At 72.1% G+C, this 25,391-nt stretch carries 23 protein-coding genes; 8 read left to right on the top strand and 15 right to left on the bottom strand.

Going from position 1 to position 25,391, the window contains the following annotated elements:
* Together ACZ4VK_RS14900 and ACZ4VK_RS14895 are read left to right on the top strand one after the other, a co-directional pair.
* Positions 1 to 565 (top strand): DUF5753 domain-containing protein (locus ACZ4VK_RS14900; RefSeq protein ID WP_468352263.1); only part of this gene is annotated, 565 nt, incomplete at its 5' end.
* The gene (locus ACZ4VK_RS14895; RefSeq protein WP_468352261.1) at positions 562 to 744 is read left to right on the top strand and encodes a DUF397 domain-containing protein; all 183 of its coding nucleotides are present in this window, start codon (positions 562 to 564) and stop codon (positions 742 to 744) included. The genes ACZ4VK_RS14900 and ACZ4VK_RS14895, both read left to right, overlap by 4 nt.
* Before the next feature lie 25 nt (positions 745 to 769).
* On the opposite strand, the gene ACZ4VK_RS14890 is transcribed toward ACZ4VK_RS14895, so the two are convergent.
* The gene (locus ACZ4VK_RS14890) at positions 770 to 1,858 is read right to left on the bottom strand and encodes a GH25 family lysozyme (RefSeq protein ID WP_468352259.1); all 1,089 of its coding nucleotides are present in this window, start codon (positions 1,856 to 1,858) and stop codon (positions 770 to 772) included.
* 160 nt (positions 1,859 to 2,018) lie between these two features.
* On the opposite strand from ACZ4VK_RS14890, the gene ACZ4VK_RS14885 reads away from it, so the two are divergent.
* The gene (locus tag ACZ4VK_RS14885; RefSeq protein WP_468352257.1) at positions 2,019 to 3,062 is read left to right on the top strand and encodes a helix-turn-helix domain-containing protein; all 1,044 of its coding nucleotides are present in this window, start codon (positions 2,019 to 2,021) and stop codon (positions 3,060 to 3,062) included.
* 58 nt (positions 3,063 to 3,120) lie between these two features.
* Here ACZ4VK_RS14885 and ACZ4VK_RS14880 read toward each other — a convergent pair whose 3' ends face one another.
* The gene (locus tag ACZ4VK_RS14880) at positions 3,121 to 3,579 is read right to left on the bottom strand and encodes a peptidoglycan-binding domain-containing protein (protein WP_468352255.1); all 459 of its coding nucleotides are present in this window, start codon (positions 3,577 to 3,579) and stop codon (positions 3,121 to 3,123) included.
* 178 nt (positions 3,580 to 3,757) lie between these two features.
* Positions 3,758 to 4,174 (bottom strand): four-helix bundle copper-binding protein, encoded by a 417-nt coding sequence (locus ACZ4VK_RS14875; protein ID WP_468352253.1) that lies wholly within the window; start codon positions 4,172 to 4,174, stop codon positions 3,758 to 3,760.
* 275 nt (positions 4,175 to 4,449) lie between these two features.
* On the opposite strand from ACZ4VK_RS14875, the gene ACZ4VK_RS14870 reads away from it, so the two are divergent.
* Positions 4,450 to 5,811, top strand: a complete 1,362-nt coding sequence (locus tag ACZ4VK_RS14870; RefSeq protein WP_468352251.1) for an outer membrane protein assembly factor BamB family protein — start codon at positions 4,450 to 4,452, stop codon at positions 5,809 to 5,811.
* A 93-nt stretch (positions 5,812 to 5,904) separates the two neighbouring features.
* Here the strand turns inward: ACZ4VK_RS14870 and ACZ4VK_RS14865 are convergent, their stop codons facing one another.
* The 3 genes from ACZ4VK_RS14865 to ACZ4VK_RS14855 all read right to left on the bottom strand — a co-directional run bounded on the left by ACZ4VK_RS14865 (position 5,905) and on the right by ACZ4VK_RS14855 (position 9,429).
* On the bottom strand, positions 5,905 to 7,122 hold the full coding sequence (locus ACZ4VK_RS14865) for an FG-GAP-like repeat-containing protein (protein WP_468352249.1): 1,218 nt from the start codon (positions 7,120 to 7,122) through the stop codon (positions 5,905 to 5,907).
* A gap of 147 nt (positions 7,123 to 7,269) precedes the next feature.
* Positions 7,270 to 8,220 (bottom strand): alpha/beta fold hydrolase, encoded by a 951-nt coding sequence (locus tag ACZ4VK_RS14860; RefSeq protein WP_468352247.1) that lies wholly within the window; start codon positions 8,218 to 8,220, stop codon positions 7,270 to 7,272.
* Positions 8,221 to 8,739: 519 nt separating this feature from the next.
* Positions 8,740 to 9,429, bottom strand: coding sequence for a metal-dependent transcriptional regulator (locus tag ACZ4VK_RS14855; RefSeq protein ID WP_073810447.1), 690 nt, complete (start codon positions 9,427 to 9,429; stop codon positions 8,740 to 8,742).
* Positions 9,430 to 9,580: 151 nt separating this feature from the next.
* Between ACZ4VK_RS14855 and ACZ4VK_RS14850 the strand changes: the two genes are divergently transcribed.
* Entirely contained in the window at positions 9,581 to 10,336 is a 756-nt protein-coding gene (locus ACZ4VK_RS14850; RefSeq protein WP_030550047.1) for an SIS domain-containing protein, read from the top strand.
* Here ACZ4VK_RS14850 and ACZ4VK_RS14845 read toward each other — a convergent pair.
* Together ACZ4VK_RS14845 and pdxH are read right to left on the bottom strand one after the other, a co-directional pair.
* Positions 10,333 to 11,673, bottom strand: coding sequence for a PAS domain-containing protein (locus tag ACZ4VK_RS14845; protein WP_468352245.1), 1,341 nt, complete (start codon positions 11,671 to 11,673; stop codon positions 10,333 to 10,335). The two genes, ACZ4VK_RS14850 and ACZ4VK_RS14845, sit on opposite strands and share 4 nt — an antisense overlap.
* Before the next feature lie 114 nt (positions 11,674 to 11,787).
* Positions 11,788 to 12,435 (bottom strand): pyridoxamine 5'-phosphate oxidase, encoded by a 648-nt coding sequence (gene pdxH / locus ACZ4VK_RS14840; RefSeq protein WP_468353278.1) that lies wholly within the window; start codon positions 12,433 to 12,435, stop codon positions 11,788 to 11,790.
* Between the two features lie 306 nt (positions 12,436 to 12,741).
* On the opposite strand from pdxH, the gene ACZ4VK_RS14835 reads away from it, so the two are divergent.
* A complete protein-coding gene (locus tag ACZ4VK_RS14835) occupies positions 12,742 to 13,842 on the top strand; it encodes a citrate synthase 2 (protein WP_468352243.1) in 1,101 nt (366 codons plus the stop codon).
* A gap of 57 nt (positions 13,843 to 13,899) precedes the next feature.
* Here ACZ4VK_RS14835 and ACZ4VK_RS14830 read toward each other — a convergent pair whose 3' ends face one another.
* Positions 13,900 to 14,961 carry an isopenicillin N synthase family dioxygenase gene (locus ACZ4VK_RS14830; RefSeq protein ID WP_468352241.1) on the bottom strand — a complete coding sequence of 354 codons (1,062 nt, stop codon included), beginning with the start codon at positions 14,959 to 14,961 and terminating at the stop codon, positions 13,900 to 13,902.
* A gap of 370 nt (positions 14,962 to 15,331) precedes the next feature.
* On the opposite strand from ACZ4VK_RS14830, the gene ACZ4VK_RS14825 reads away from it, so the two are divergent.
* Positions 15,332 to 16,369 carry a M4 family metallopeptidase gene (locus tag ACZ4VK_RS14825; protein ID WP_468352239.1) on the top strand — a complete coding sequence of 346 codons (1,038 nt, stop codon included), beginning with the start codon at positions 15,332 to 15,334 and terminating at the stop codon, positions 16,367 to 16,369.
* Here the strand turns inward: ACZ4VK_RS14825 and ACZ4VK_RS14820 are convergent.
* Positions 16,366 to 17,001: a TetR/AcrR family transcriptional regulator gene (locus tag ACZ4VK_RS14820; RefSeq protein ID WP_468352237.1), complete on the bottom strand. Its 636-nt coding sequence runs from the start codon at positions 16,999 to 17,001 to the stop codon at positions 16,366 to 16,368. The two genes, ACZ4VK_RS14825 and ACZ4VK_RS14820, sit on opposite strands and share 4 nt — an antisense overlap.
* A complete protein-coding gene (locus tag ACZ4VK_RS14815) occupies positions 16,989 to 17,717 on the bottom strand; it encodes an enoyl-CoA hydratase family protein (protein WP_468352236.1) in 729 nt (242 codons plus the stop codon). The genes ACZ4VK_RS14820 and ACZ4VK_RS14815 overlap by 13 nt, the downstream gene beginning before the upstream one ends.
* A 344-nt stretch (positions 17,718 to 18,061) precedes the next feature.
* Here ACZ4VK_RS14815 and ACZ4VK_RS14810 point away from each other — a divergent pair, with 344 nt between their 5' ends.
* Positions 18,062 to 19,660 carry an FG-GAP repeat domain-containing protein gene (locus ACZ4VK_RS14810; protein WP_468352234.1) on the top strand — a complete coding sequence of 533 codons (1,599 nt, stop codon included), beginning with the start codon at positions 18,062 to 18,064 and terminating at the stop codon, positions 19,658 to 19,660.
* Between the two features lie 61 nt (positions 19,661 to 19,721).
* On the opposite strand, the gene ACZ4VK_RS14805 is transcribed toward ACZ4VK_RS14810, so the two are convergent.
* The 4 genes from ACZ4VK_RS14805 to ACZ4VK_RS14790 all read right to left on the bottom strand — a co-directional run bounded on the left by ACZ4VK_RS14805 (position 19,722) and on the right by ACZ4VK_RS14790 (position 25,329).
* Positions 19,722 to 20,522, bottom strand: a complete 801-nt coding sequence (locus ACZ4VK_RS14805; protein ID WP_468352233.1) for an excalibur calcium-binding domain-containing protein — start codon at positions 20,520 to 20,522, stop codon at positions 19,722 to 19,724.
* Between the two features lie 121 nt (positions 20,523 to 20,643).
* Entirely contained in the window at positions 20,644 to 21,777 is a 1,134-nt protein-coding gene (locus ACZ4VK_RS14800) for an acyl-CoA dehydrogenase family protein (protein ID WP_468352231.1), read from the bottom strand.
* Positions 21,774 to 23,672: an acetyl/propionyl/methylcrotonyl-CoA carboxylase subunit alpha gene (locus ACZ4VK_RS14795; RefSeq protein ID WP_468353276.1), complete on the bottom strand. Its 1,899-nt coding sequence runs from the start codon at positions 23,670 to 23,672 to the stop codon at positions 21,774 to 21,776. Before ACZ4VK_RS14795 ends, ACZ4VK_RS14800 begins: the two co-directional genes overlap by 4 nt.
* A gap of 58 nt (positions 23,673 to 23,730) precedes the next feature.
* Complete coding sequence (locus tag ACZ4VK_RS14790) at positions 23,731 to 25,329, bottom strand: acyl-CoA carboxylase subunit beta (RefSeq protein ID WP_468352229.1); 1,599 nt, start codon at positions 25,327 to 25,329, stop codon at positions 23,731 to 23,733.
* Between the last annotated feature and the right edge of the window lie 62 nt (positions 25,330 to 25,391).

Below are 25,391 nucleotides of genomic sequence, written 5' to 3'. Positions count from 1 at the left end.
CGCCTGGTTCGAGGACTACCTGGAGGCAGAGGCGACGGCCGCCGGGATCCACGCGTACGAGAACCAGCTGATCCCCGGACTGCTCCAGACCCCGGACTACGCACGAGCGGTCTTCAACTGCGCCAACCCGCCCTGGGACGACGACGAGCGGGAGTCCATGATCGAGACCCGTATGGCGAGACACGCGGTGTTCCGCCGAAAGCCGTTCACGCTGATCAGGTTCGTCCTGGAGAAGATCGCGCTCACCCGCCCCATCGGCGGACCGCAGATCCTCAAGGACAACCTGATCCACATCCTCGATGTAGCCCGTCTCCGCAACGTCGAGATCCAGGTCATGTCGGAGAACCGGGAGACACACGCCGGTCTCAGCGGCCCGTTCACGCTCCTGGAGACGGAAGGACGCAAGGAGCAGCTGGTCTATGTCGAGGGGCAGAGCGGGAGGTACTTTCTCACCGAACAGCCCGAGTTGGGTGATGCCTTTGCTCGATACGGTTCGCTGCGGGCCCAGGCACTCACGCCGGAAGAGTCAACAGAATTCATCGAACAGGTGGCACGGAAACTATGAGCAACGACCTCAACTGGTTCAAGAGCAGCTACAGCGGCCCACAGGGCGGCGATTGCGTCGAGGTCGCCATCTCATCCGCCCCCGACTCCGTCCACGTCCGTGACTCCAAGGACACCGCCCTCCCCTCCCTCTCCGTCTCCCCCGGCGCCTGGGCCGCCTTCCTCGACCGGATCAGCTGACCCAGGCGCCCGGGGCACGGCGGCCTCAGCGGTTCGCGAGGCGGTTCAGGTCCGTCTGGGTGCCCTTGAAGACGTCCGCGTTCACCGGGGCCTTGATGGCGTCGAAGAGCGCGGACTCCGTGTACTGCCACATCAGCCAGCTCGACGAGCCCGCCGGCAGCGGCGGCTCGGTGATCGTCTGGCGGTAGTCCGCGAGCTGGAGGCCGTACCCGGCGAAGGCCGTCGTCGAGCCCATGCAGTCGTCCAGGAACGACTTCTGGGTGTAGATGATCGGCTTCCGGCCGAACGCGGCCTCCACCCGGTCCAGCCAGGCCGTCACATCGGCGACCGAGCCGTACACCGGGCAGCGGCTTGTACCGTCGTCCATGCGCTCCAGGTCCAGAACGGGCGGCAGGTCCCCGGGGCGGTGGCCGGTGTAGCCGGTGGCGCGTACGGCGGCGATGAAACGGTCCGCCTGCGCAGGCCCCGTCGGCGCCGTCGCGGCCGTGTAGAAGTGGTACGGGGCGACCGCGAGGCCCGCCTGACGCGCCGCTTCCAGGTCGGTGGCGAGGTACGCGTCCGTGACGTTGAGGCCCCGCGTGGCCCTGACCGTCGCGAACTCGACGCCCTCCGCGCGCAGTCGCTTCCAGTCGATCGCCGCGCCCCCGGGGTGCTGGTACACGGAGGTGTCGACGCCGTCGACGGCGTAGCCCGCCGGGCGGGGCGGTTCACAGTAGGTCCCGCGCGCGGACCAGTCGGCGAGCGCGGCCCAGGTGTTCGGGCCGACGACCCCGTCGGAGCCCAGACCGGCGCACTGCTGGAACTGGACGGCCCGGGTCTCGGTCTCTCCGCCGAAGTCACCGTCGACCGCCAGCGGCGGGTAGTAGTCGGGGTTCATGGTCAGGTTCAGCCGGCACTGGGCCTCCTGGACGTCCACGCCGGTCGCACCGCGCCGCAGGGTCGGTTGTGCGTCGGAGTATCCGCACGCGGCGGCCGTCGGCCGGTCCGGGGCGCGGTGCGGGGTCGCGCCGACCGCCGTCGCCGTCGTCGCCGTCGTCGCCGTCGTCGAGGCGAGCAGCAGCGCGATCGACGCTCCCGTGAGGGTGAGTAACTCTCGGAGCTTGGTTCGTCCCATCGGTTCTCCCTGTGACTCGTGTGATTGCCGTGGCGTGCGTGTCGAGTCGTCGCTCGACGACATGCGGGCGGGCCCCCAACGACGGGACTCACCAAGGTCGTTCTGGCACATTGGGACGCCGGGGCGCCGGGGGCGTTCCGGACCTCGTCAGGAGTTCGTCTTGAATCGATTCACCGAGGCAGAGCGGTTCGCGTCCCGGCTGCGTGAGTTACGCCGGCGAGCCGACTACAGCTACGAGACCCTCGCCCAGAAGACCGGCATCAGCCGTTCCAGCGTCCACCGCTACTGCACCGGCTCCTCCGTGCCTCAGGACTACGGACCCGCCCACCGCATCGCCGTCACCTGCGGAGCGACCCCCGCCGAGCTGCGCGAGCTGCACCGGTTGTGGGCCCTGGCCGACGCGGAACGAGCCGAAGCCGCCGAACCGGCGGAACCGGCTGAACCGGCCGAACCGGCTGCACTGACAGAACCGGCCGGACAAGGCTCCCCCGAGGAGGAGGACACGCCGGCGTCGCGGCGGTCCCGGCGGCCGCTCGTCCTCTCCCTCGCCGTCGCCGGGCTCGTCCTCGCCCTCACCGCCTGGGGCGTCTCCGCCCTCTCCTCCCCCACGGAGGGCGGCGCACCGGACGGGCGGCTGCTGTTCTCGGACACCTGCGGGCCCGTGATCAGCATGGGGCAGAACGACGCATGCGTACGGGACGTGCAGCAGCGGCTCCGCGACCACGGCGCCCGCATCGGTGTCGACGGCTCCTTCGGGCCGGAGACCCTGCGCCGGGTCACGGCGTTCCAGGTGCTCACCGGCCTCGTACCGAACGGGGTCGTGGGAGACCCGACGAAGAAGGCCCTCCACGAGTCGACCGTCCGCATGGAGACCTGGTCGCCCGAGAAGGTGCGCCAACGGGTCCGCGAGGTGTTCACGGAGGCCCCCGACGACGCCGTGGCCATCGCCGACTGCCAGTCCTTCCTCGATCCCCTGCACATCCTCCCGAACACCAACGGCAGCAGGAACTGGGGGCTCTTCCAGATCTCCGACGCCCGCCTCGCCGAGCTGGGCGGCACGCCCGCCCAGGCATTGGATCCAGAATGGAATATCCAGGCCGCCCACAAGCTGTGGAGCCGCGAACGCGACTTCGGTGACTGGCCCCACTGCGAGCGCGCCCTGAAACCGACCCCGGTCACGCCCTCGGCGTCCGCGTCAGGCTGACGACGAGCGCGCGCCCGCCTCACCTCCCCCGTGAAGAGGTGAGGCAGGCGCGTGCGGATCAGCCGATGTAGTTGGCGAACCGCGCGAACGCGGCCTTGGTGCCGGCCCCGGCGATGCCGTCGATCGGACCCGTGTAGTCGAAGCGCGCCTTCAGGAACCGCTGCAGCGCCTTGATCGTGTTGGGGCCGGTGATCCCGTCGATGGAGTCGTTGTAGTCCCAGTGCGCCCTCAGGAAGCGCTGCATCGCCTTCCAGCTCTCGGTGCCCAGCTGCCCGTCGATGGCACCGTTGTAGTCCCAGCTGGTACGCGCCAGCCAGCGCTGGATGTTCTTGGCCTGCGTCTCGGTCAGGCCGAGGTTGTTCGTCGCCAGCGTGCCGAAGGCCTCCGCGCTCACCGCCTGCTGAGGCGCCTGCGGGGCTGCCGCGAAGCCGGTGCCCGCCGTCGCGAGGGTTCCCGCCGCCAGGCCGGCGACGGCGGTGGCACTGACGATGGCCCTCGTCAGAACGCTCGGTCGCATGTGCTTTCCCTTCATTCGGTGACGCTGCCCGTGTCGAACGAGAACGACGCTGGCAGGACGTCCCGAACCGCCGCAACGCACAGCGCCCCCCTGGGACGGTGGGACGGTCCCAGCCCCCTGAACAGGGCGAATGCCCCGCCCGCTGGGACGGGGCCGGGACGCGGACCTCGCGCGCGTGTCAGGCGAGGGTGGCGAGCAGGTCGTCGCAGGCCTGTTCGCAGGAGCGGCACGCCTCCGCGCAGACGCGGCAGTGTTCGTGCATCTGCGCGTGCGTCTCGCATTCCTCGGCGCACGCCTTGCAGACCATCGCGCACGCCTGGAGCATCGCGCGGGCGACGTCGGCGTCGTAGCCGGTGTGACGGGAGAGTACGGACGCGGTGGTGGTGCAGATGTCGGCGCAGTCCATGTCGGTGCGGATGCACTTGGTCAGGTTCCCGACCGCGCCTTCGGAGAGACAGGCGTCCGCGCACGCGGTACACGCCTGGGCACAGGCGACGCACTCCTCGATACAGCGGGTGAGCCTGGCCCGGTCCATGTCGCCCAGGTCGGCCGGGAAGGTGGCGAGCATGTCCTTGACGGTGGTGGTGCTGGTCATGGCAGGTGCCTCCGGGATCCCGGCAGAGGCCGACGGACCCCGGACAGGCCGCCGTACCCCCGCCCTGTCCCTCCAGCTAACCCCTTCCGGCGCGGACCTGCCTGGGCAGAGACGGAGAGCCTCGCCGTTCACGGCGTACGAACGCACATGACAGCAGAACGCGTTGATCGTCTACCCTGACCGCCGTCGGAGCCGGTAGTGCTCCACAGGGGCCTGGAAGACCAGGGAAGACAAGGGGACCGGGGATGGGGACGACGGATGTGCAGGCAGGAAACGTGACGAGACCGGTCGCCCAACCCGGCCGGGGCCGGCGTATCGGCTGCCTCGCGGCCGCGATCGTGGCCGTGCTCGCGCTGGTCGGCGGCCTCGTCTCCGGCGTCCTGATGATCACCGGGAACATGCCCGGCGACTCGATGGACACCGCCTGGGAGACGCCGACCGACTCGGCGGCCGCCGAGCACGGCAACGGCAGCTGGCAGGTCGGCGACATCCTGGTACACAGCCGCTTCGACGCGGTCACCGGCTACGGCATGCGGACCGGGAAGCAGCACTGGCAATACGTGCCGCCGGGCCGGTCCGAGATCTGCTCCACGTCCACCCCCGACGACTCCGTGCTGCTCCTCGTACACGGGGAAAACATCACAGCCCGCCAGGCCGAGGGCTGCGCCGACATCACCGCGCTCGACCTGAAGACCGGAAAGGAGCTGTGGAGCGGCTCCCGCAAGGCCTCCGCCAAGGCCACCGCAGGCGGTCCCTGGAGCGACACAGTGGCCGCGGGCGGCGGACTCGCCGTCGTCCTCGACACGTGGACGGACGAGCTCGGCAAGGCGGTCGCCGATGGGCGGAAGGCGATCCGCGCCGTCAATCTGCGAACCGGCGAGCGCCGCTGGTCGGCCACCCTTCCGAAGGACTGCCGGCCGTTCGCCGTCGGGGCCGCGAAGCGCAGGGTCGTCGCGGTCCTCAGCTGCGGGCAGGAGAACCGGACGGAGCTGACGGCCGCCGTCCTCGACCCGGCGACCGGCACGCTGCTCCACAACGAGCCGCTGGACGCGCGCCGCCCGGTCGCCTCGCTCTCGTCGTCGTCCTCGGTCCGGACGGCATTCCTGTCAATCGACCCGCTGGTGGTGTCCGTCCGTCCCTTCTATGACACCGAGTCCGGCACCGGCGCCTTCTTCTCCTTCGGCGCGGACGGTCGGCGGCAGTCCCGGATCGAGATCTCCGGCGAACACGGGAAGATCGTCGCCGCCAAGCCCTCCAAGGTCGCCGTCGACGGCGAACGCCTCTACGCGGTCGCCGAGTTCGGCAAGTCCTCCACCAGCTCCCGGGTCGTCGCCATCGACCTCAGGACCGGCCGCCTCGCCTGGCAGGCGGACTCCGGCCGGGGTGACACGGTGGCGCTCGCCGTCCACGACGGCAAGGTCACCGTCCTGCACCAGGACCGGGGCAGCTTCTCCGAAACGCTGTACGTCCTGGACGGTGCCACCGGCGAGGAACTGGACGACCGCGCCTTCTCCGTCGACGTCGACCACGACGACGGCTGGCTGGCCGGCCTCTTCGACCGCGACGGGCTGCTGATCGTCTCCCGCTACGACACCGAAGGACCGGGCCGGCCGTTCGCCGCGTACGAACGCTGGTGACCGAGGCGGTGGGGCGCGAGGTCGCCCGGTACGACGGAGGCCCCCACCCCGGCGTACCGGGGTGGGGGCCTCCGCTTCACGCGGTCGGAACGATCAGAAGGTGCCGTTCAGGCCCCACCAGTTGACGTCGTCCACGACAGCCGCGTTGAACGTGCCCGTGCCCTTGCCCGGGTAGAGGACCAGGCAGCCCACGCCGTCGCACTCGGCGGAGGTGTAGCTGCTGCCGCTGACCGTCGCCAGGTCGTTGCGGCCGTCGGCGTTGAAGTCGCCGACCGCGAGGAACGAGGCCATGGGGTTCCAGCCGGAGCCGATCAGCACGCGGGCGCCGAAGGTGCCGGTGCTGGTCGCCGGGTAGAACCAGAGCTTGCCCGTGGCGCCCTCGCGGGCGATCAGGTCGGCCCGGCCGTCGCCGTTCATGTCGCCGGGGGCGACCAGCGCGTTCATCGCGTTCCAGCCGCCCGAGCCCATGAGCTTGCGCGCACCGAGGGTGCCCGCCGAGGTGCCCGGGTAGAGCCACAGCTTGCCCGTGGACTTCTCGATGGTGAGGAGGTCCGAGCGGCCGTCGACGGTCAGGTCACCGAAGGCGGTGAGCTTGTCCATGGCGTTCCAGCCACCGGAGCCGATGAGCTTGCGGGCGCCCAGCGCGCCCGTACCCGTGCCCGGGTAGAGCCACAGCTTGCCGGTGGCGGTCTCGCGGGCGATGACGTCCTCGCGGGCGTCGCCCGTGAAGTCGCCGTGCCGGGTGAGGGCGTTCATGGCGTTCCAGCCGCTGCCGAGCAGCTTGCCCGTACCGTCGCCGGGCAGGAACCAGAGACGGCCGGCCTTGTCGCGGGCCATGACGTCCGGCTTCTTGTCGGCGTTCAGGTCACCGAAGCCCGCCACCTTGGTGCCGGTCGCCGCGTGCCACTCCGGGTACGCGGGAAGGACGCACTCGCGCTCGGTGGGCACGAACTTCAGCGAGCTGACCGAGTCGCTGCCGGGGCCGCCCCACTCGCTGCCCGACGGGCTGGAGGGAATCACACCGGCGCCCGCGTCGTCGCCGTAGTTCGGGTCGTCGTAGAGGCAGGCGAACTTGCTGGTGCGGTTGACGACCGAGCGGAACGTGTTGTCCCACGTCCCGAGCGTCGCCGTGTTCACGTTGGTCTTGTACATCGTGCCGGTGCCGTTGTCGGTCTTCCAGGCGCAGAAGTAGCCCGACGGGCAGTCGCTGACCGCGGCCTGGGCGGGTGCGCCCGTACCGAGAAAGCCGGCCGACGTGAGCCCCAGCGCCGTGGCCACCGTGGCCAGGCGCCGCAGCATGGATGTGCGCATGCATGTCCTCTCTGAGGCGGCGCGGAGAAGACCTCGGACGCGCCGCGAGAGGGAGACGCTATCCGGTCGCACGGACCCCTCCGACACGAGGGTCCGTGCGCGCCCGGAATGCGCGGCCTGGAGGAAAACACCCCTTTTGGGGGCCCCTTACGGCGTGAGGACGCCGTTCAGGAAGGGCTCCACGGTCTCTGCCCAGGCCTCCGGGTGCTCGTAGTGGAGGAGGTGGCCCGCGTCGGGGATCTCCGCGTACGCCCCGTGGGGCAGCACGCGGACCATCTCCTGGGCTTCGGCGCGACCCAGCTCGCCGTCCAGACCCCGGACGACGAGGGTCGGGCAGCGGACCTGGGCGAGCGAGTCCCAGTGGGCGTCGTGCACCCAGGTCGCGCGGGAGGTCAGCATCTGCGCGGGGTCGAAGACCGGGCGCCAGCCGTCGGGGTGCGCGGCCATGACCTCGGCGAAGAAGGCGCCCCTGGCCGGGTTGGGGCGCTCCACCCAGGCGTCCTCCTCGCCGAACCAGCGGCGGACGGCGTCGAGGGACGGGAAGGGAGCGGGCCAGCTCCGGAACCAGTCCTGCCAGGCGCGCTGCGAGGCGGCGCCGAGGGCCGAGGCCCGCATGTCGCAGATGACGAGGGCGCGGACGAGGTCGGGGCGGTCGGCGGCCAGCTGCCAGGCGGTGAGGGCGCCCATCGAGTGGCCGACGAGGGTGACGGGGCCCAGGCCGAGCTGCTCGACGGCCGCGGCGGCGTCCGCCACGTACGCCTCGCGGGTGAAGGGGCCTCCGGCCGGCTTCTCGCTGGCGCCGTGGCCGCGCTGGTCGAGGGCGACGACGCGGTGGCCGCCGGTGAGCCGGCGGACGGCGGGGGCCCAGTGGGCGGCGTGGCCCATCAGGCCGTGGAGCAGTAAGACGCCGGGGGCGGCGGCCGGGACGGTGAGGGGACGGGCGGGGCGTGGCACGGGGCCGGAGCCCGCGCCGGGGCCCGCGCCCGGGGTCGCCTGGCGGGCGATCCGTGGGGCGGTCGTCGTCCCTGGTCCGGGCGTGAAGTCCCAGGCCGCGAGGCGTACCCCGTCGGCCCCGGTGACGTCGAGTCGTCGCGCCATCCCTGGCACCCCCTCTGATTCCCGTCTGACCCCGCCAGATGTCTGCCGTCCGGCCGCGCCAGACTATCGAACTCGCATTCGAAAATGCGCTCCTGCCACGCAACACCCCTCGTTCGAGTGACACGGCTCAAGGATTGGCAGCCGCGGCCGAGGGGAGATCTTCAACGGGAGGCGGACCGCTCGGGGAAACCGGTCCGAAGGGAACGACCTTGAGAGCTCGGGGCTCCAGGTCGGAACAGGGGAGGACAGGCCCCGGCGCCCCAGGGCGCCGGGGCCCTCTGCCGTCCGGGCCCCTCCGCCCACCGGGCCGGGCGGCATCCGGCGTACGGAATCCGTCCGTCGCATGGCCCCACCCCTCCCCGGCACCGCACCGCTCAGCCCAGCGTGGCACGGCGAGGGCGCGCGCGGGGCCATTCCGGCGTAAAGCGGGGCGCACGGCGGGAGGTTGACACGTAATCGAGACGCGTGAGGGGCGTCCCGCCGGTCGGCGGGACGCCCCTCACGCGTCTCGGTACAGCCTCAGCGCTTCGCGACGAACACGTGCGCCGCGACCTCCGCGTCCAGCTCCGCGGCCTCGCCGCTGCTGCCCACGAGGACACCGCCCGGGGACTCCGTCACCGACACCACGGAACCGGGCTGCACGCCCGCGCGCCGCAGCGTGTACATCAGCTGGGCGTCCGTCTGGATCGGCTCGCCGATCCGGCGCACGACCACCGTCTTGCCGCCGCTCGCGTCCAGCTCCGCGAGGGACACCATCGAGTCGTCGAGGAAGGCCTCCGCCTCCGCCTTCTCGCCGAGCTCCTCCAGACCCGGGATCGGGTTGCCGTACGGCGACTCCGTCGGGTGGCGCAGCAGCTCGAGCACCCGCCGCTCCACGGCCTCGCTCATCACGTGCTCCCAGCGGCAGGCCTCGGCGTGCACCTGCTCCCACTCCAGGCCGATCACGTCGACGAGCAGGCACTCCGCGAGGCGGTGCTTGCGCATGACGCGGGTGGCGAGGCGGCGGCCCTCGTCCGTGAGCTCCAGGTGCCGGTCGCTGGCCACGGCCACCAGGCCGTCGCGCTCCATCCGGGCGACCGTCTGGCTCACCGTCGGGCCGCTCTGGTCGAGCCGCTCGGCGATCCGGGCGCGCATGGGGACCACACCTTCCTCCTCAAGCTCGAGGATGGTGCGGAGATACATCTCCGTTGTGTCGATCAGTCCGGACATACGTGCCCCTCGATGAGTCGTGCGCTGGCCCTGCCCCAATTCTGACGCATCGGGCGGACAACCGGGCCGCACCGACCGAAGGGCGGTATTGACAGAGCAATGGTCCAGACCGCACCGTGATCGGCGACCACGACGAGAAGGAGCCACCGCCATGGGCGAGAGCAAGCTGGCCGGACAGTTCTTCGACGCCGCGATCGGCCTGCTCAAGGAGGTCCGGGACGGGGACTCCGAGGAGATCGCCGCCGCCGGAGCCGCGATCGCCGAGGCCGTCGCGAACGGCAACCGGCTCTTCGCGTTCGGCGCCGGCCACTCGTCCCTCGCCGCCCAGGACGTCGTCTACCGGGCCGGCGGACTCGCCCTGATGAACCTGCTCGTCGTGCCCGGCGTCGTCGGCGTCGACGTCATGCCGGCGACGCTCGGCTCCGCCCTCGAACGGGTGGACGGCCTCGCCGGAGCGGTCCTGGACTCCTCCCCCGCCAAGGCGGGGGACGTCCTGATCATCATCTCCCTCTCCGGACGCAACGCCCTGCCCGTGGAGATGGCGATGAACGCCCGCGCCCTCGGCCTCACCGTCATCGGCGTGACCTCCGTGGCGTACGCGACGGAGACGAAGTCCCGGCACGTCTCGGGGACGTACCTCAAGGACCACTGCGACATCGTCCTCGACTCCCGTATCGCCGTCGGGGACGCCGAACTCACCCACGAGGGCATCGAGGCCCCGTTCGCCCCCGCCTCCACCGTCGTCACGAGCGCCCTCATGCAGGCCACGATGGCCGCCGCCGCCGAGGACCTCGTCCGGCGCGGCATCGAGCCGCCGCTGCTGCGCTCGGGGAACGTCGACGGCGGGCACGAGTGGAACGGCCGCGTGATGACGGAGTACGGCGACCGGATCTTCTACCGGCACTAGGCCGTGTCCGGCCCGGCCACCAGGTCCAGGGTCGACGCCACTCTCGACGCGACCGCCTCCGCGAAGACCACGTCCTCCCGTTCGAAGGGGGCGCGGCAGGCGGCGCGCAGGAAGGTCAGGACGCCGAGGGTCCGGCCGCGGGAGCGCAGGACCACGCAGACCGCGTGCGCCGCGTCGCCCGGCCACTGGTGGGCCTCCGCCCACACCTCGGCGGTCCGGCCCGCGCTCGCCCGTACCGTGCCGAGCCGGTCCCAGGCCTGGAGCGCCGGATGCCTCGGGCCGTACCGCAGCGGGATGCCGCCGCCCACCACCGGCGAGGCCGGTCCCGGGGCGCCCGCCGGAGTGGCGAGCGCCCGGGTCAGGCGCCGCTCGCCCGCGATCCGGTCGACCAGGGCGTGGTCGGCGAACCCGGCCAGGGCGAAGTCGAGCAGCACGGTCGCCGCCTCCGCCGGGTCCTCGCACTCCGCCGCCGCCGCGCCCGCGCGGTGCAGCTGGCTCCACCGGAACCGCAGCCGGTCCGCGTCGCGCGCCGCGAGCCGCTCCTCCGTCACGTCCTGGAACAGCCAGGCCACACCCAGCGGCACCGGCTCCTCCGCCATCGGCGACGACAGGCGCAGGAAACCGCTGCGCCAGCACCGGCGCCGCTCCCCCGTCGACGTCCTGAGCGTCACCCACACCTCCGCGGGCGCCGGCGGCGAGCCCTCCGCGAGGACGTGCTGCAGCGCGCCCTCCAGCTCCTCCGCGCCCTGCACGACGACATCGCCGAGCGGGCGCCCGAGCAGGGACGTACGCCCCGTACCGAAGGCGCGCGCCGCGTGGCCGTTGACCATGGCGGGGCGGAGATCGGCGTCGACGAGGACGACCCCCCAGGACGCGTCCTCGAAGAGCGCCTCGCTGAGCGCCACCGAGCGTTCCAGGTCGAGCTGGACATGGACCTCGCTGAACGCGCAGTACACCCCCGCCGGGCTGCCGTCCGCCCCGCGCACCCCGGCGGCCTGGCTCCGTACGAGCACCCGGCCGCCGTCCTTGCGGAGCAGCGCAAGTTCGTGGACCTGCCGCCCGGGGCCCCGCATGGCCCCCATCACCCGGCGCAGGGTCTCCTCGGCGTCCGCGCTGCGCGCGGCCCACCCCTCGAAGCCGCGCCGCCCGACGGCCTCTTCCGCGGACCAGCCGAGGATCCGCTCGGCCTCGCGGTTCCAGTGCGTGATCGTCCCGTCGGCGTCGAAGGCGCAGAGCGCCGCGTCCATCCCGTCGAGCAGCGCGGCCAGCAGATCGGCCCCCGCCCCGGGAACGGGAACGGAAGCGGTTTCGCTCGTGGATCCCGTGAAAGCACTCATGCCGCACCCCCCATGCTGCGGCCATTCAACTGGAACGTGACGCAGAGCACATCAGGTTCACCGAAATCGTTGCATCGCGGAAACGGAGTCGCACAGACGCGTACGCGCGCGTGCTCAAGGCGCCAGGCGCTCCACCCGCCACGTCTCGCCCCGCGTGTCCCCCGGGCCGTCCTCGCGGACGTAGCGGAGACGGTCGTGGAGGCGGTTCTCGTGGCCCTGCCAGAACTCGACCGCGTCCGGGACGACCCGGAAGCCGCCCCACTCCGGCGGGACCGGCACCTGCGCCTCCGCCGGGTAGCGGGCGGCCAGTTCCTCGTACCGCCCGAGGAGTTCGGCGCGGGAGGCGATCACCGAGGACTGACGGCTCGCCCAGGCTCCGAGCTGCGAGCCGTGCGGGCGGGTGCGGAAGTACGCGACCGTCTCGTCGCGGCCGACCCGCTCGGCGCGGCCCGTGACGATGACCTGGCGGGCCAGCGGGTGCCAGGGGAAGAGCAGCGAGCAGTACGGGTTGGCCGCGAGCTCCGCGCCCTTGCGGGAGTCGTAGTTGGTGAAGAAGACGAATCCGGCCTGGTCGTAGTGTTTCAGGAGGACCGTGCGGGAGGACGGCCGGCCGTCGGGGGTGGCCGTGGAGACGATCATCGCGTTCGGCTCGTGGATCGCCGGACTCGTGGCGGTCTCCTTGAACCAGCGGGCGAACTGCGCGATCGGCTCGGGTGCGAGGTCGGCCGCCGAGAGTTCGGTGGTGCGGTACTGCTCGCGCATGTCGGCGGGGTCCAGGGCGTCGTTCGCGGCGTTCACGGCGTTTACGCGGGGATCGTCCACGGCGTCTGTGAGGGGATCGTTCGCGGGATCGGTCACGGGATCGGTCACGAGGACCATCCTGCCGCAGCGCCTCATTCTGCCCGGCACCCCGTGCCGCCAATCCTCACTCGCCGGATCGGCGCAGTGTGCCGGATGTCACGCTTCCCCGCATCATCGGAACCGTACAGACTCTTGGGCTGGACGACTGTTGAATCCCCACCATCGACCACCACCTGGTTGATCGATCATCGATAGAGGAGCCGCCTGATGTCCGACTTCGTACCCGGCCTCGAAGGCGTCGTCGCGTTCGAGACGGAGATCGCCGAACCCGACAAGGAAGGCGGCGCCCTCCGCTACCGCGGCGTCGACATCGAGGACCTCGTCGGTCAGGTGTCGTTCGGCAACGTCTGGGGCCTCCTCGTCGACGGCGCCTTCAACCCCGGACTCCCCGCCGCCGAGCCGTTCCCCATCCCGGTGCACTCCGGCGACATCCGCGTCGACGTCCAGTCCGCGCTCGCCATGCTCGCGCCCGTGTGGGGCCTCAAACCGCTCCTCGACATCTCCGTCGAGCAGGCCCGCGACGACCTCGCCCGCGCGGCCGTCATGGCCCTCTCGTACGTCGCCCAGTCCGCCCGCGGCCAGGGCCAGCCCATGGTCCCGCAGAGCGAGATCGACAAGGCCGAGTCCGTCGTCGAACGCTTCATGATCCGCTGGCGCGGCGAGCCCGACCCGAAGCACGTCAAGGCCGTCGACGCCTACTGGACCTCCGCCGCCGAGCACGGCATGAACGCGTCCACGTTCACCGCGCGCGTGATCGCCTCCACCGGTGCCGACGTGGCCGCCTCCCTCTCCGGCGCCGTCGGCGCCATGTCGGGCCCGCTGCACGGCGGCGCGCCCTCGCGCGTCCTCGGCATGATCGAGGAGATCGAGCGGACCGGCGACGCCACCGCGTACGTCAAGCAGGCCCTCGACAAGGGCGAGCGCCTGATGGGCTTCGGCCACCGCGTCTACCGCGCCGAGGACCCCCGCGCGCGCGTGCTCCGCCGTACGGCCAAGGAGCTCGACGCCCCGCGCTACGAGGTGGCCGCCGCGCTCGAGAAGGCCGCCCTCGAGGAGCTGCACAGCCGGCGCCCCGACCGGATCCTGGCGACGAACGTCGAGTTCTGGGCGGCCATCGTCCTCGACTTCGCCGAGGTCCCGGCGCACATGTTCACGTCGATGTTCAGCTGCGCCCGTACGGCCGGCTGGTCGGCGCACATCCTGGAGCAGAAGCGCACCGGACGCCTGGTCCGCCCGTCCGCCCGCTACACGGGCCCGGGCAAGCGGGACCCGCGCGACATCGAGGGGTACGGGGACATCGTCGGTTAGCGGATGGAGGGCGGGGCGGATGAACGCCCCGCCCCGCCCACTCCGACGAACGGGCCGCTAGACCAGCTGGGCCTGTGGGCTCGGCTGGGTCGGGCGGCCGTCCGGGTGCAGGAGGAGCTCCGCGTGGTGGCGTGCCGCCACCAGCGGGTGGGCCCGGAGCTTGCCCTTCAGGGCGTTGAACCCGTACTCCGCGAACAGCGGGTTCGCCGGGTCGGCCGTGACGCCCGGCGCCGTCGCCGCGTGCGGGAAGGCCAGCGGCGCGATCCGGGCGTCGAGCCGCGGGTTGTAGAAGAAGGGGACGGAGAACCGTTCCGTCGCCCCGGGCGGCGAGACCACCCGGTGGTTCGTCGCGAGGAGGTAGCCGTTCGTGGCCACCTCGAGCAGCTCGCCCAGGTTCACCACGAACGCGCCCGGCAGCGGCGGCACGTCATGGAAGTTCCCGTCCTCCCGCTGGACCTGGAGCCCGCCCACCTGGTCCTGGAGCAGCAGCGTGAGGAAGCCGTAGTCCTTGTGCGCGCCGACGCCCTGGTCGTCGCCCTCGCCGCTGCTGCCGGGGTAGCGCACCAGCTTCAGCTGCGGGTGGGCGCGCGGGCCGAAGATGTCGTCGTAGAAGTCCGCGGGCGCCCCGATCGAGGCGAGCAGCTCGTGAAGGAGCCGCTCGGCGACGCCGCTGAGCCGGTCGATCCAGTGCAGGGCGGCGGTGCGCAGCTCGGGGAGCGCGGCCGGCCACTGGTTGGGGCCTTCGAGCCACCAGTACGGGGCCTCCCAGGGCGCGGGGTGGTGCGCGGGGCGCTCGGCGCCGATGTCGAGCTGGTCGCGCCAGTCGCGGGCGCCCTGGGTGCGCTCGTCGCCGATGCGGGTGTAGCCGCGGAAGTGCGGCGAGTTGAGGTTGTCGAGGGCGAGCCGGTCGGCCTCGGGCAGCGCGAAGAAGGCGTGCATCGCGGAGGTGAGGGCCCGGGTCTCGGCCTCGGTCACGCCGTGCCCGACGAGCTGGAAGAAGCCGACGTCATGGGCGGCCGAGTGGAGCTGCGCGCGCAGGAGCCTCCGGGCCTGGGGGTCACGGTCGGCCGCCGAGAGGTCGACGATGGGGAGCTGGGACGGGTACGAGCTGTTCGTCATGGGTGCATCCGCGGGGTCTACGGGTGCCCGGGGCGGCCGCCGAGGGTGGGGCGGGGGCCACGGGTGCCGGTCGGCTTGGGCTCGGACGAGGGACCCAGGGGGCGCGGTGGTGGTGCGCCCGGGAGGGTCAGGCGGAGCGGCGACAGCTCATGCTCGTGACGCGGACGAAGTCCACGTGGCGACGGCGTACGAGCGTAGGCATGCGACCAGAGTACTGCGGGCCCCGGAGATCGACTGTGGCCCGGGTCACGTCCGGCGCATCCGCCTCCGGGTCTGTTCAAAGTGCCGGGCGTGCGCGAAGATCGCCGCCACCGCGTGGTGCGTACACGCCAAGCTTCCCGTCGCAGCATCCCATCGCAGGAGGATGTCCATGACCCGCCGCACCTCTCGTGGCCTGGTCGCCGCGGCCGTCGCCACCACGGCCGTCGCCACCGCCGCGCTGTTCCCGTCGGCCGGAGCCTCCGCCGCCTCGCTCCCCCAGGCGCGTGTCTTCATGGTCAACCCGGTCCAGTCCACCGGCGACCAGTCGCTCACCGACCACAAGGACGCGGTGAGCGACGTCCCCGCCTCCGCGTACGCCCTCGTCACGCTGCGGAACCTCGACGCGAGCGGTGGCCTCTCCGGCCGGTGGGCCGACGTCCGCTCGGAGACCGGCAAGCCCGCCACGATCGCCGGCGCCACCGCGTACAACCGCTCCGACGACCAGTTCGAGCAGGTCATGGCGTACTTCTGGGTCAACGAGGCACAGGAGTACCTCCAGGGCCTCGGCTTCGGCACCGAGCTGCCCGGGGCCAACGACCGCGTGCAGCCGGTCCGGCTCAACCAGTGGGGCGCCGACAACTCGTACTTCACCGACAAGAAGGCCGAGATCCGCTTCGGCAAGGGCGGCGTGGACGACGCCGAGGACGCCGAGGTCATCGTCCACGAGTACGGCCACGCCGTGCACCACGCCCAGGTCCCCGGCTTCGGCACGACCGCCGAGTCCGGCGCGATCGGCGAGGCCTTCGGCGACTACCTGGCCGTGGCCGTCGGCACGCACGCGATCGAGAAGTACGGCTGGCCGCTCAAGGCCGACCAGGCCTGCGTCGCCGACTGGGACGCCACGGGCTACAGCGAGGCCCCGCACTGCCTGCGCCGCCTCGACGGCACCAAGACGTACGCGGACCGGGAGGGCGAGGTCCACGCCGACGGCGAGATCTGGTCCCGGGCGCTCCTCGACATCCGCACGTCCCTCGGGGCGCGGACCGCCGACCGGATCATCGTGAACGCGCAGTTCGGCTTCGCGCCCGACACCAGCTTCGCCGACGCGGCCCGCAAGACGGTCGAGACGGCGCAGAAGATGTACGGCACGTCGGCGGCGAGCGCCGTACGCGCGGCCTTCCAGGCGCGGGAGATCCCGGGCGTCTAAGGAAGCAACGCCTCGTTCACGAGCCGCGCCCACTGGGACACCACCCGTTCCCGGCGGGCGCGGTCGTCCGTCAGGAGCGTGGCGAGGCCCAGACCCCGCGCCATGTCCAGGAGGCCCTGCACGGTCTCGCGTACGCCCGGCCGGGACTCGTCCGCCCCCAGGACCTCGACGGCGATCCGGTGGGACTCGCGGCCGACACGGGCCTCCAGCTCGGCGACCCGGTCGCGGAGCTGGTCCTCGTTGGCGGCGGCGACCCACAGGTGGAGGGCGGCCCGGAAGAGGGGGCCGGTGTAGAGGCCGACGATGCCGGCGACGGCCTCCTCGCGGTTGTCGGCCGGGAGGGCGCGCAGGGCCTGGGAGCGTTCCTCGGCGACGTACTCGACGGCCGCCGTGAACAGGTCCTCGCGGGTCGGGAAGTGGTGCTGGGCGGCGCCCCGGGACACCCCGGCCCGTTCCGCGACGACGGCGACCGTCGACCCCGCCCAGCCGTGCTCGGCCAGGCAGGCCACGGCGGCCTCGAGCAGCCGCTGCCGGGTGGCGCGGCTGCGGTCCTGCTTGGGGTTCCGGTCCGGCCTGGGATTCCCGTCCTGCTTGGGGTTCCGGTCCGGCTTGGGTGCGGTCAGAGCCGCCATGCGGGGTCCCGTCGTTCGAGGAAGGCCGTCATCCCCTCGCGCGCCTCGGCGGAGGCGAAGAGCGTGGCCGAGGTCCGCACCAGGTCCTCCGCGTCGCGTTCGAAGGTCTCCAGGACTCTAGCGCTGACCAGCCGCTTCGCCTCGCGCAGGCCCTGCGAGGAGGCGGCGCGGAGGGAGTCGAGGATGCCGGGCAGGTCCTCCTCGCCCGCCGTCACAAGGCCCAGGGCGACGGCCTCGGGAACGCCGAACCGCTCCCCCGTCAGGTAGTAGCGGGCCGCCGCGCGCGGTTCCAGCTTCGGGAGGAGCGTGAGGGAGATGACGGCGGGCGCGACGCCGATCCGTACCTCCGTGAGGGCGAAGTCCGCGCCCTCCCCGGCCACCACGATGTCGCAGGCGCCGAGCAGCCCGAGGCCGCCGGCCCGGGTGTGACCGCCCGCGGTGACATGGCCGACGACCGGCTTCGGCAGCTCGACGACCTGTCGGAGCAGGTCCACGAAGACGTACGGGCTCGGCGGCGCCTTCAGGTCGGCGCCCGCGCTGAACGTGGTCCCGGTGTGGGTGAGGACCACCGCCCGGACCGCCGGGTCCTTGCCGCAGGCGGCGAGCGCGTCGGCGAGTTCGGTCACGAGCGGCGCGGAGAGCGCGTTGCGGGTGGCCGGGGAGTCCAGGGCGAGGGTGGTGATCCCCCGCTCCTCGGTGACGGCGACCAGGGTCATGTGCGGTCCCTCAACTCTCGGTCTCGGAGCGCGGCCGGTACGGCTCAAGAAGACCTTGGCAGCACTTCACCGAAAGAAACAAGCATGCATGCCTGATTCGAGGGGGCGCGCGGACCGGGGTTGTACGGGCCCGATACCGGATCGGCGGTCCGATGAAAAGGTTGTACGCGAAAGATCTTCATTTCCGGCGCCCGCAGGCCTTACGATCCGGACGTTTTCGGGACCCCTGCCTCAAGGTCCCCTTCCCCCGCCACGTCCCAGGAGGGACTTTGCACCACACGCACCGCCCGCGCCGAAGCCATCGGCTCGCGGCCTGCACGGCGTTCGCCCTCACCGTGGGCCTGGTGTCCGCAGGACCGGTCTCCACCGCCGTCGCCGCCCCCGCCGGAGCCACCGCCGCCGCGAAGCCCCGGTTCGACCTGGACGGTGACGGTCGCGGCGACCGGATCTACCGTTCGGCCGCCACCGGCAAGCTGACGATCGTCCTGTCGAAGACGGGCACCAGCGCGCCGTTCACGATCAGCCATGACGACGCCGAGGGCGCCGACGGCATGGAGATCCTGCCTGCGGACGACCTCTGGGGCACCGACACCCCGGACCTGCTGACCCTCCGCTCCGACGGCTCGCTCCGGCTGCACGCCACCACGAGCCCCACCGCCACCGACCGCGGGGCCGTCTGGCAGGGCAACGGCTGGCAGATCTACAACAAGGTCCTCGCCCCCGGAGACCTCACCAAGGACGGGTTCCAGGACCTGCTGGCCCGTACCCCCTCCGGCACGCTCTACCTGTACGTCGGCAAGGGCAGCGTCGTCGACTACACGGGCCCCTTCAAGTCCCGGATCAGGATCGGCGACGGCTGGCAGGCCTACGACCAGCTCGTCGGCGCCAACGACGTCGACGGCGACACGATCGCCGACCTCGTCGCCAAAACGCCGGCCGGCGACCTCTACTTCTACAAGGGCACCGGCTCCGCCACCGTCCCCTTCAAGCCCCGCGTCAGGGTCGGCGGCGGCTGGAACGACTACAACCAGGTCATCGGCGCCGACGACCTCAACGGCGACGGCAGGGCCGACCTGCTGGCCCGCACGCACAGCGGCGCGTTCTACCGGTACCTCTCCGCGGGCGGCGGCACGTTCACGACCCGGACGTACTTCGGCGGTGGCGGCCAGAACCTCTCGTACTACCTCGGCCAGGGCGGCGTCCCCGCCTTCGGCAAGCACAGCCTCTTCACCGTGAACGCGGCGGGCACCGCCTACACCTACGGGACGCTGACCAACGGCACCCTGACCGCGGCCAAGCAGTACGGCCAGGCCGGGGCGTACGGCCAGGAGCACTGGCGGATGACCAGCACCCACGCGCTGGACTCCGCCGACCGGGCCAACGTGCTGACCTCGTACAACCCCGGCCTGATGAGCGACCGCGGCGGCGAGGTGTCCACCAGCGCGGACTTCTACCAGAAGTACGCCGAGACGGTCTCCGTCGGTGACGTCAACGGCGACGGCAGGGCCGACATCCTCGGTCTCGACCCGTATGGCGCCCTGTTCCTCCACCCGGGCCTGAAGTACCAGAACCCGCCGCGCGTCGGCGCGGGCGTGAAGGTCGCCACCGGCTGGCAGACGGACCTCCTGGTCGGCGCCGGGGACATCACCGGTGACGGCCGCCCCGACCTCGTCACCCGGGACGGCGCCGCCCTGTACGTGCACCCGGGCACCGGCTCGGCCACCGCGCCGTTCGCGACGCGCGTCCTCATCGGAAAGGGCTGGGACGGCTACGCGCACCTGGCCGGACCCGGTGACATCAACGGCGACGGCCGCGCCGACCTGGTCGCCGTCACCCCGGCCGGTGACGTGTACCGCTACACGGCCACGGGCCTGCGCGGTACGTCCACCTTCAGCGCCCGCGTCAAGGTCGCGTCGGGCTGGAAGTACGACCACATCAGCTGACGGCGCGGGCCCCGGCTCCCCTCGACAGGGAGACGGGGCCCGCGGTGGGCTCTCGGGCCCGTCAGTTCTCGCAGGCCACGCCGTCACCGTCACGGTCGAGGTGGCTGCCGTAGCCGGGCTCGCCCGCGCGGATGGGATCGGCTCCGGCGTCCCGTACGGCCGTGCAGTTGCGGTAGTACACGCTGTCGCCGCCGGTCGTGCCCTCGTCGGCGTCCTGCGTGGGCTCCGGCGCACGGGTGCGCATCGGCTCCGGAGTGGGCGTCGGCCGCCGCGTGGTGGGCGCGGGCTTCGGAGTCGGCTTGCGCAGCACCTCGTTCGGCGACTTCGGGCAGGGGACGCCCGGCCCCGTCAGGTACACCACCGGCACCGCGGACGCGAGGGCGGCACCCGCGTCCGGGCGCTGGAAGCAGACCGTCCAGGTGTCGTAGTCGGCCGGAAGGTCGACGTCCTTGTAGGCGCCGTAGGCCCGGCCCAGATTCTCGGAGATGAACCGCTCGGCGTCCGCGTAACTGCCCCCGACGAGGCGGGGCATCGCCACGACCGTCGGGGTCGGGCTCGGAGTCGGGGTCGGCGTCGGGGTCGCGGTGGGGCTGGGCGTCGCAGAGGCCGTCGCCGACGGCTTCGGCGCCGCCTTCGCGTCGTCCTTCGTCTCGTCCGCCGAGGGGACGAGGAAAGGCAGCAGGAACCACAGGCCGGACAGCACGGTCGCCACGATCTTCTGCGACTGCTTCCAGAGGCTCGTCCAGGCGAGGGCTATGCCCCCGGGCGGGAAGATCACCAGCAGGACGATGATCAGCGCGGGGTGCTGCCACCAGCGGCGTCGCGGAGGCGCGTACGGGTGGGAATGCGGGGGCGGATACACGTACGTCTCTCCCGGGAAGCGTGAACTGCGCGTGTACGAAGTGGCGAGATCGTACACAGTTCGTTCACGAACGGCGCCTCTCCGTCAGCAGATCGAGACGCCGGCCCGCCCCCGCCCTCCCTCAGTACGACTTCGGCAGCCCCAGGGAGTGGGTCGACACGAAGTTCAGGATCATCTCCCTGCTGACCGGGGCGATCCGCGCCACCCGGGACGCCGTGATCAGCCTGGCCAGGCCGAACTCCTTGGTGAGACCGTTGCCGCCGAGGGTGTGCACGGAGGTGTCGACGGCCTTCACGCACGCCTCCGCGGCCGCGTACTTCGCCATGTTCGCCGCCTCGCCCGCGCCCAGGTCGTCGCCCGCGTCGTACAGCTTCGCCGCCTTCTGCATCATCAGGCGGGCCAGTTCCAGCTCGATGTGGGCCTGGGCCAGGGGGTGGGCGATGGCCTGGTGCGAGCCGATGGGCGCCTTCCACACCTGGCGCTCCTTCGCGTACGTCACGGCCTGCGCGAGCGCGTACCGGCCCATGCCGATCGCGAAGGCGGCCGTCATGATCCGTTCCGGGTTGAGGCCCGCGAAGAGCTGGAGGAGGCCCGCGTCCTCGTCGCCGACGAGGGCGTCCGCCGGCAGGTGCACGTCGTCGAGGGTCAGCTCGAACTGCTTCTCCTGGGCGGCGAGTTCCATCTCGATGTGGCGGCGCCCGAAGCCGGGGGTGTCACGCGGGACGATGAAGAGACAGGCCTTGAGGTTGCCGGTACGGGCGTCGGACGTCCGGCCCACGATCAGGGTCGCGTCCGCGATGTCGACGCCGGAGACGAAGACCTTCCGGCCGTTGAGGACCCAGCCCTCCTCGGTACGGGTCGCGGTGGTCGTGATGCGGTGCGAGTTCGAGCCCGCGTCGGGCTCGGTGATGCCGAACGCCATCGTCTTCGTTCCGTCCGCGAGGCCCGGGAGCCACGACCGCTTCTGCTCCTCCGTACCGAAGCGGGCGATGACCGTGCCGCAGATGGCGGGCGAGACGACCATCATCAGGAGCGGCGCCCCGGCGGCGCCCGCCTCCTCCAGGACGATGGAGAGTTCGGCCATGCCGCCGCCCCCGCCGCCGTACTCCTCGGGCAGGTTCACGCCCAGGTAGCCGAGCTTCCCGGCCTCCGCCCACAGGGCCGCCCGGTCGAAACCGGCGCCGTGGCGCCGCCCGAGCGCGGAGACGGCGGCGCGGAGTTCGGTGTGTTCCTGCGGCTCGATGTCGGTGCTCATACGGGGTCTTCCTCCTGTGCTTCGGTCGAGACATCGGTCTGTACGACGGCGAGCAGGGCACCGACCTCGACCTGGCGGCCGGGGGCGGCGTGGAGCGCGGTGAGCGTGCCGGAGGCGGGGGCGATGACGCGGTGCTCCATCTTCATGGCCTCCAGCCAGAGGAGCGGCTGCCCGGCGGCGACCCGGTCGCCGACGGCGAGGCCGTCCGCGACCCGGACGACGGTGCCGGGCATGGGGGCGAGCAGGGAGCCGGGTTCCCGCTGGTCGGCGGGGTCGGGGAAGCGGGGGCGGGCGGTGAGCCGGTGCGCGCCGACGTGGACGGCTTCGCCGTACCGGGCGACGTCGAAGTCCCGTACGACACCGGCGATGTCCAGGCGTACGCGACGGGGCTCCGCCGACACGACCCGCACGCCCTCCGGGGCCGTGACCTCGTACCCGCCTCCCCGGCTCGGCCGGTAGCGGACCTCGTGCTCCCCGTACGCCTTCACCTGGTCCTGCGAAGGAAGGTTCCGCCAGCCGCCGAACCTGCCTCCGGCCCCGGCGGCCTCCGCGAGCGCGGCGGCGACGGCCGCGTACGCCTCGCCGTCCCGGGGGCGGGTCAGCGCCTCCAGGTTCCGCCCGTAGAACCCGGTGTCCAGCCGGTCGACGTCCCGGAACTCCGGGTGCCGCAGCGAGGCGACGAGCAGGTCCCGGTTGGTGGTGGGCCCGTGGATCACCGCCCGTTCAAGGACGTGGGCCAGCTTGCGCACGGCCTCGGCACGCGTCGGCGCGTGCGCCACGACCTTGGCGAGCATGGCGTCGTAGTGCACCGGCACGGTGTCCCCCGAGGCGTACCCGGTGTCGACGCGGACGCCGGGCCCGGCCGGGAACTCGAACCGGTGCAGGACACCCGTCTGCGGTGTCCAGCCCGTGGCGGGGTCCTCGGCGTAGAGCCGCGCCTCGACCGCGTGACCGGTCTCCGTCACCTCCTCCGGCACACAGGACGACAGCGGCGCGCCCTCCGCGACGGCGATCTGGAGGGCGACGAGGTCGACGCCGTACACGGCCTCGGTCACCGGGTGCTCCACCTGGAGCCGGGTGTTCATCTCCAGGAAGTGCCAGCGGCCGTCCTCGTAGAGGAACTCCACCGTTCCCGCGCCCACGTACCCGACCCGCGACACGGCCTCCCTCACGCGCGCGTGGAGCTCACCGGTCCCGTCGGTGCGCAGGCCGGGGGCGGGCGACTCCTCGATCACCTTCTGGTGGCGGCGCTGGAGCGAGCAGTCACGGGTGCCGAGCAGCAGGACGGCGCCGTGCGCGTCCGCGAGGACCTGCACCTCCACGTGCCGGCTGTTCTCCACGTACGGCTCGACGAAGACCTCCCCGTCCCCGAAGGCACTCGCCGCCTCCGCCGACGCGGCCGCCAACTCGCCTTTCAGATCGGCCAGTTCCCGTACGATCCGCATGCCCCGGCCGCCGCCGCCCGCCGCCGCCTTCACCAGGACCGGAAGGTCCCCCTCGGTGACCTCGGTGAGCGGCTCGGCCCCCATGAGCTGCTTCGCCCGGGTCTTCGAGGCCATCGCCTCGATCGCCTCCGGCGGCGGCCCGATCCACACCAGCCCCGCGTCGAGCACGGCCCGTGCGAAGGCGGCGTTCTCGGAGAGGAAGCCGTAGCCGGGGTGGACGGCGTCCGCGCCCGCCGCGAGCGCCGCCTTCACCACCAGGTCGCCGCGCAGGTACGTCTCCGAGGGCGCGGCCCCCGGCAGCCGTACGGCCGCGTCGGCCTCCCGGACGTGCAGGGCGCCGGCGTCCGCGTCGGAGTACACGGCGACGGTGGCGATGCCGAGCTCACGGCAGGTGCGGAAGACACGGCAGGCGATCTCGCCCCGGTTGGCGACGAGGACGGAGGTGATCAGCCGGGGTGCCTCGGAGGTGATCAGCGGGGGTGCCTCGGAGGTGGTCAACGTAGGTGCCTCACATTCGGAAGACGCCGAAGCCGCCGCGCGCGCCCTCGACCGGTGCCGTGTGGATCGCGGAGAGGCACAGTCCGAGGACCGTGCGGGTGTCGCGGGGGTCGATGACCCCGTCGTCGTAGAGCCGCCCCGAGAGGAACATCGGCAGCGACTCGGACTCGATCTGCGCCTCGACCAGGGCGCGGAGACCGGCGTCGGCCTCCTCGTCGTACGGCTGCCCCTTGGCGACCGCGCTCGCCCTCGCCACGATCGACAGGACCCCGGCGAGCTGCTGCGGGCCCATGACGGCGGACTTGGCGCTCGGCCAGGCGAACAGGAACCGGGGGTCGTACGCCCGGCCGCACATGCCGTAGTGCCCGGCGCCGTACGACGCTCCCATGAGGACCGACAGATGGGGGACGCGGGAGTTCGACACCGCGTTGATCATCATGGCGCCGTGCTTGATGATGCCGCCCTGCTCGTACTCCCTGCCGACCATGTAGCCGGTGGTGTTGTGGAGGAAGACGAGCGGGATGTCCCGCTGGTTGGCGAGCTGGATGAACTGCGCCGCCTTCTGCGACTCGGGGCCGAAGAGGACGCCCTGCGCGTTGGCGAGGACGCCGACGGGATAGCCGTGCAGGCTCGCCCAGCCGGTCACCAGGCTGGGCCCGTACAGCGGCTTGAACTCGTCGAAGTCGGAGCCGTCGACGATCCGGGCGATCACCTCGCGCGGGTCGAACGGGGTCTTGAGGTCGCCGGGCACGATCCCGAGGAGTTCGTCCTCGTCGTACTTCGGAGGCTCTCCGGTGACCGGATCGGGATGCGCCTTGCGGTGGTTGAGGCGGGCGACGATCCGGCGGGCCTGGCGGATCGCGTCGGTCTCGTCGACGGCGTAGTGGTCGGCGAGCCCGGACGTCCTGGCGTGCATCTCGGCACCGCCGAGGGACTCGTCGTCGCTCTCCTCCCCCGTCGCCATCTTCACGAGCGGCGGACCGCCGAGGAACACCTTCGAGCGCTCCTTGATCATCACGGTGTGGTCGGACATCCCGGGGACGTACGCGCCGCCGGCCGTCGAGTTGCCGAACACGACCGCGACGGTGGGGATGCCGGCGGCGGAGAGGCGCGTGAGGTCGCGGAAGAGCGCCCCGCCGGGGATGAAGATCTCCTTCTGGGAGGGGAGGTCGGCGCCGCCGGACTCGACGAGCGAGATCACGGGCAGCCGGTTGGCGTACGCGATCTCGTTGGCCCGCAGAGCCTTCTTCAGCGTCCACGGGTTGGAGGCGCCGCCGCGCACGGTCGGGTCGTTGGCGGTGATCAGACACTCGACGCCCTCGACGACCCCGATCCCGGTGATCAGGGAGGCGCCGACCGTGTAATCGCTGCCCCAGGCGGCGAGCGGTGACAGTTCGAGGAACGGCGAGTCGGGGTCGACGAGCAGCTCGACCCGCTCACGGGCGAGCATCTTGCCGCGCTTCCTGTGCCGGGCCGTGTACTTCTCGCCGCCGCCCGCGAGGGCCTTGGCGTGCTCGGTGTCGAGGGCGGCCAGCTTGTCGAGCATGGCGGCGCGGTTGCTCCGGTAGTCGGGTCCGCCGGTGTCGAGGGCGGAGGCGAGGACGGTCACAGGGGTCCCTCCGGTACGTGGTGGGGTACGGGGGCGGTCACAGGAGCACGTCCGGTACGTGG

This window comes from Streptomyces sp. NPDC028711, from assembly GCF_055565415.1.
Note: the sequence above shows the minus strand (reverse complement) of the source record. Positions and strands in the feature narration are given on the sequence as shown.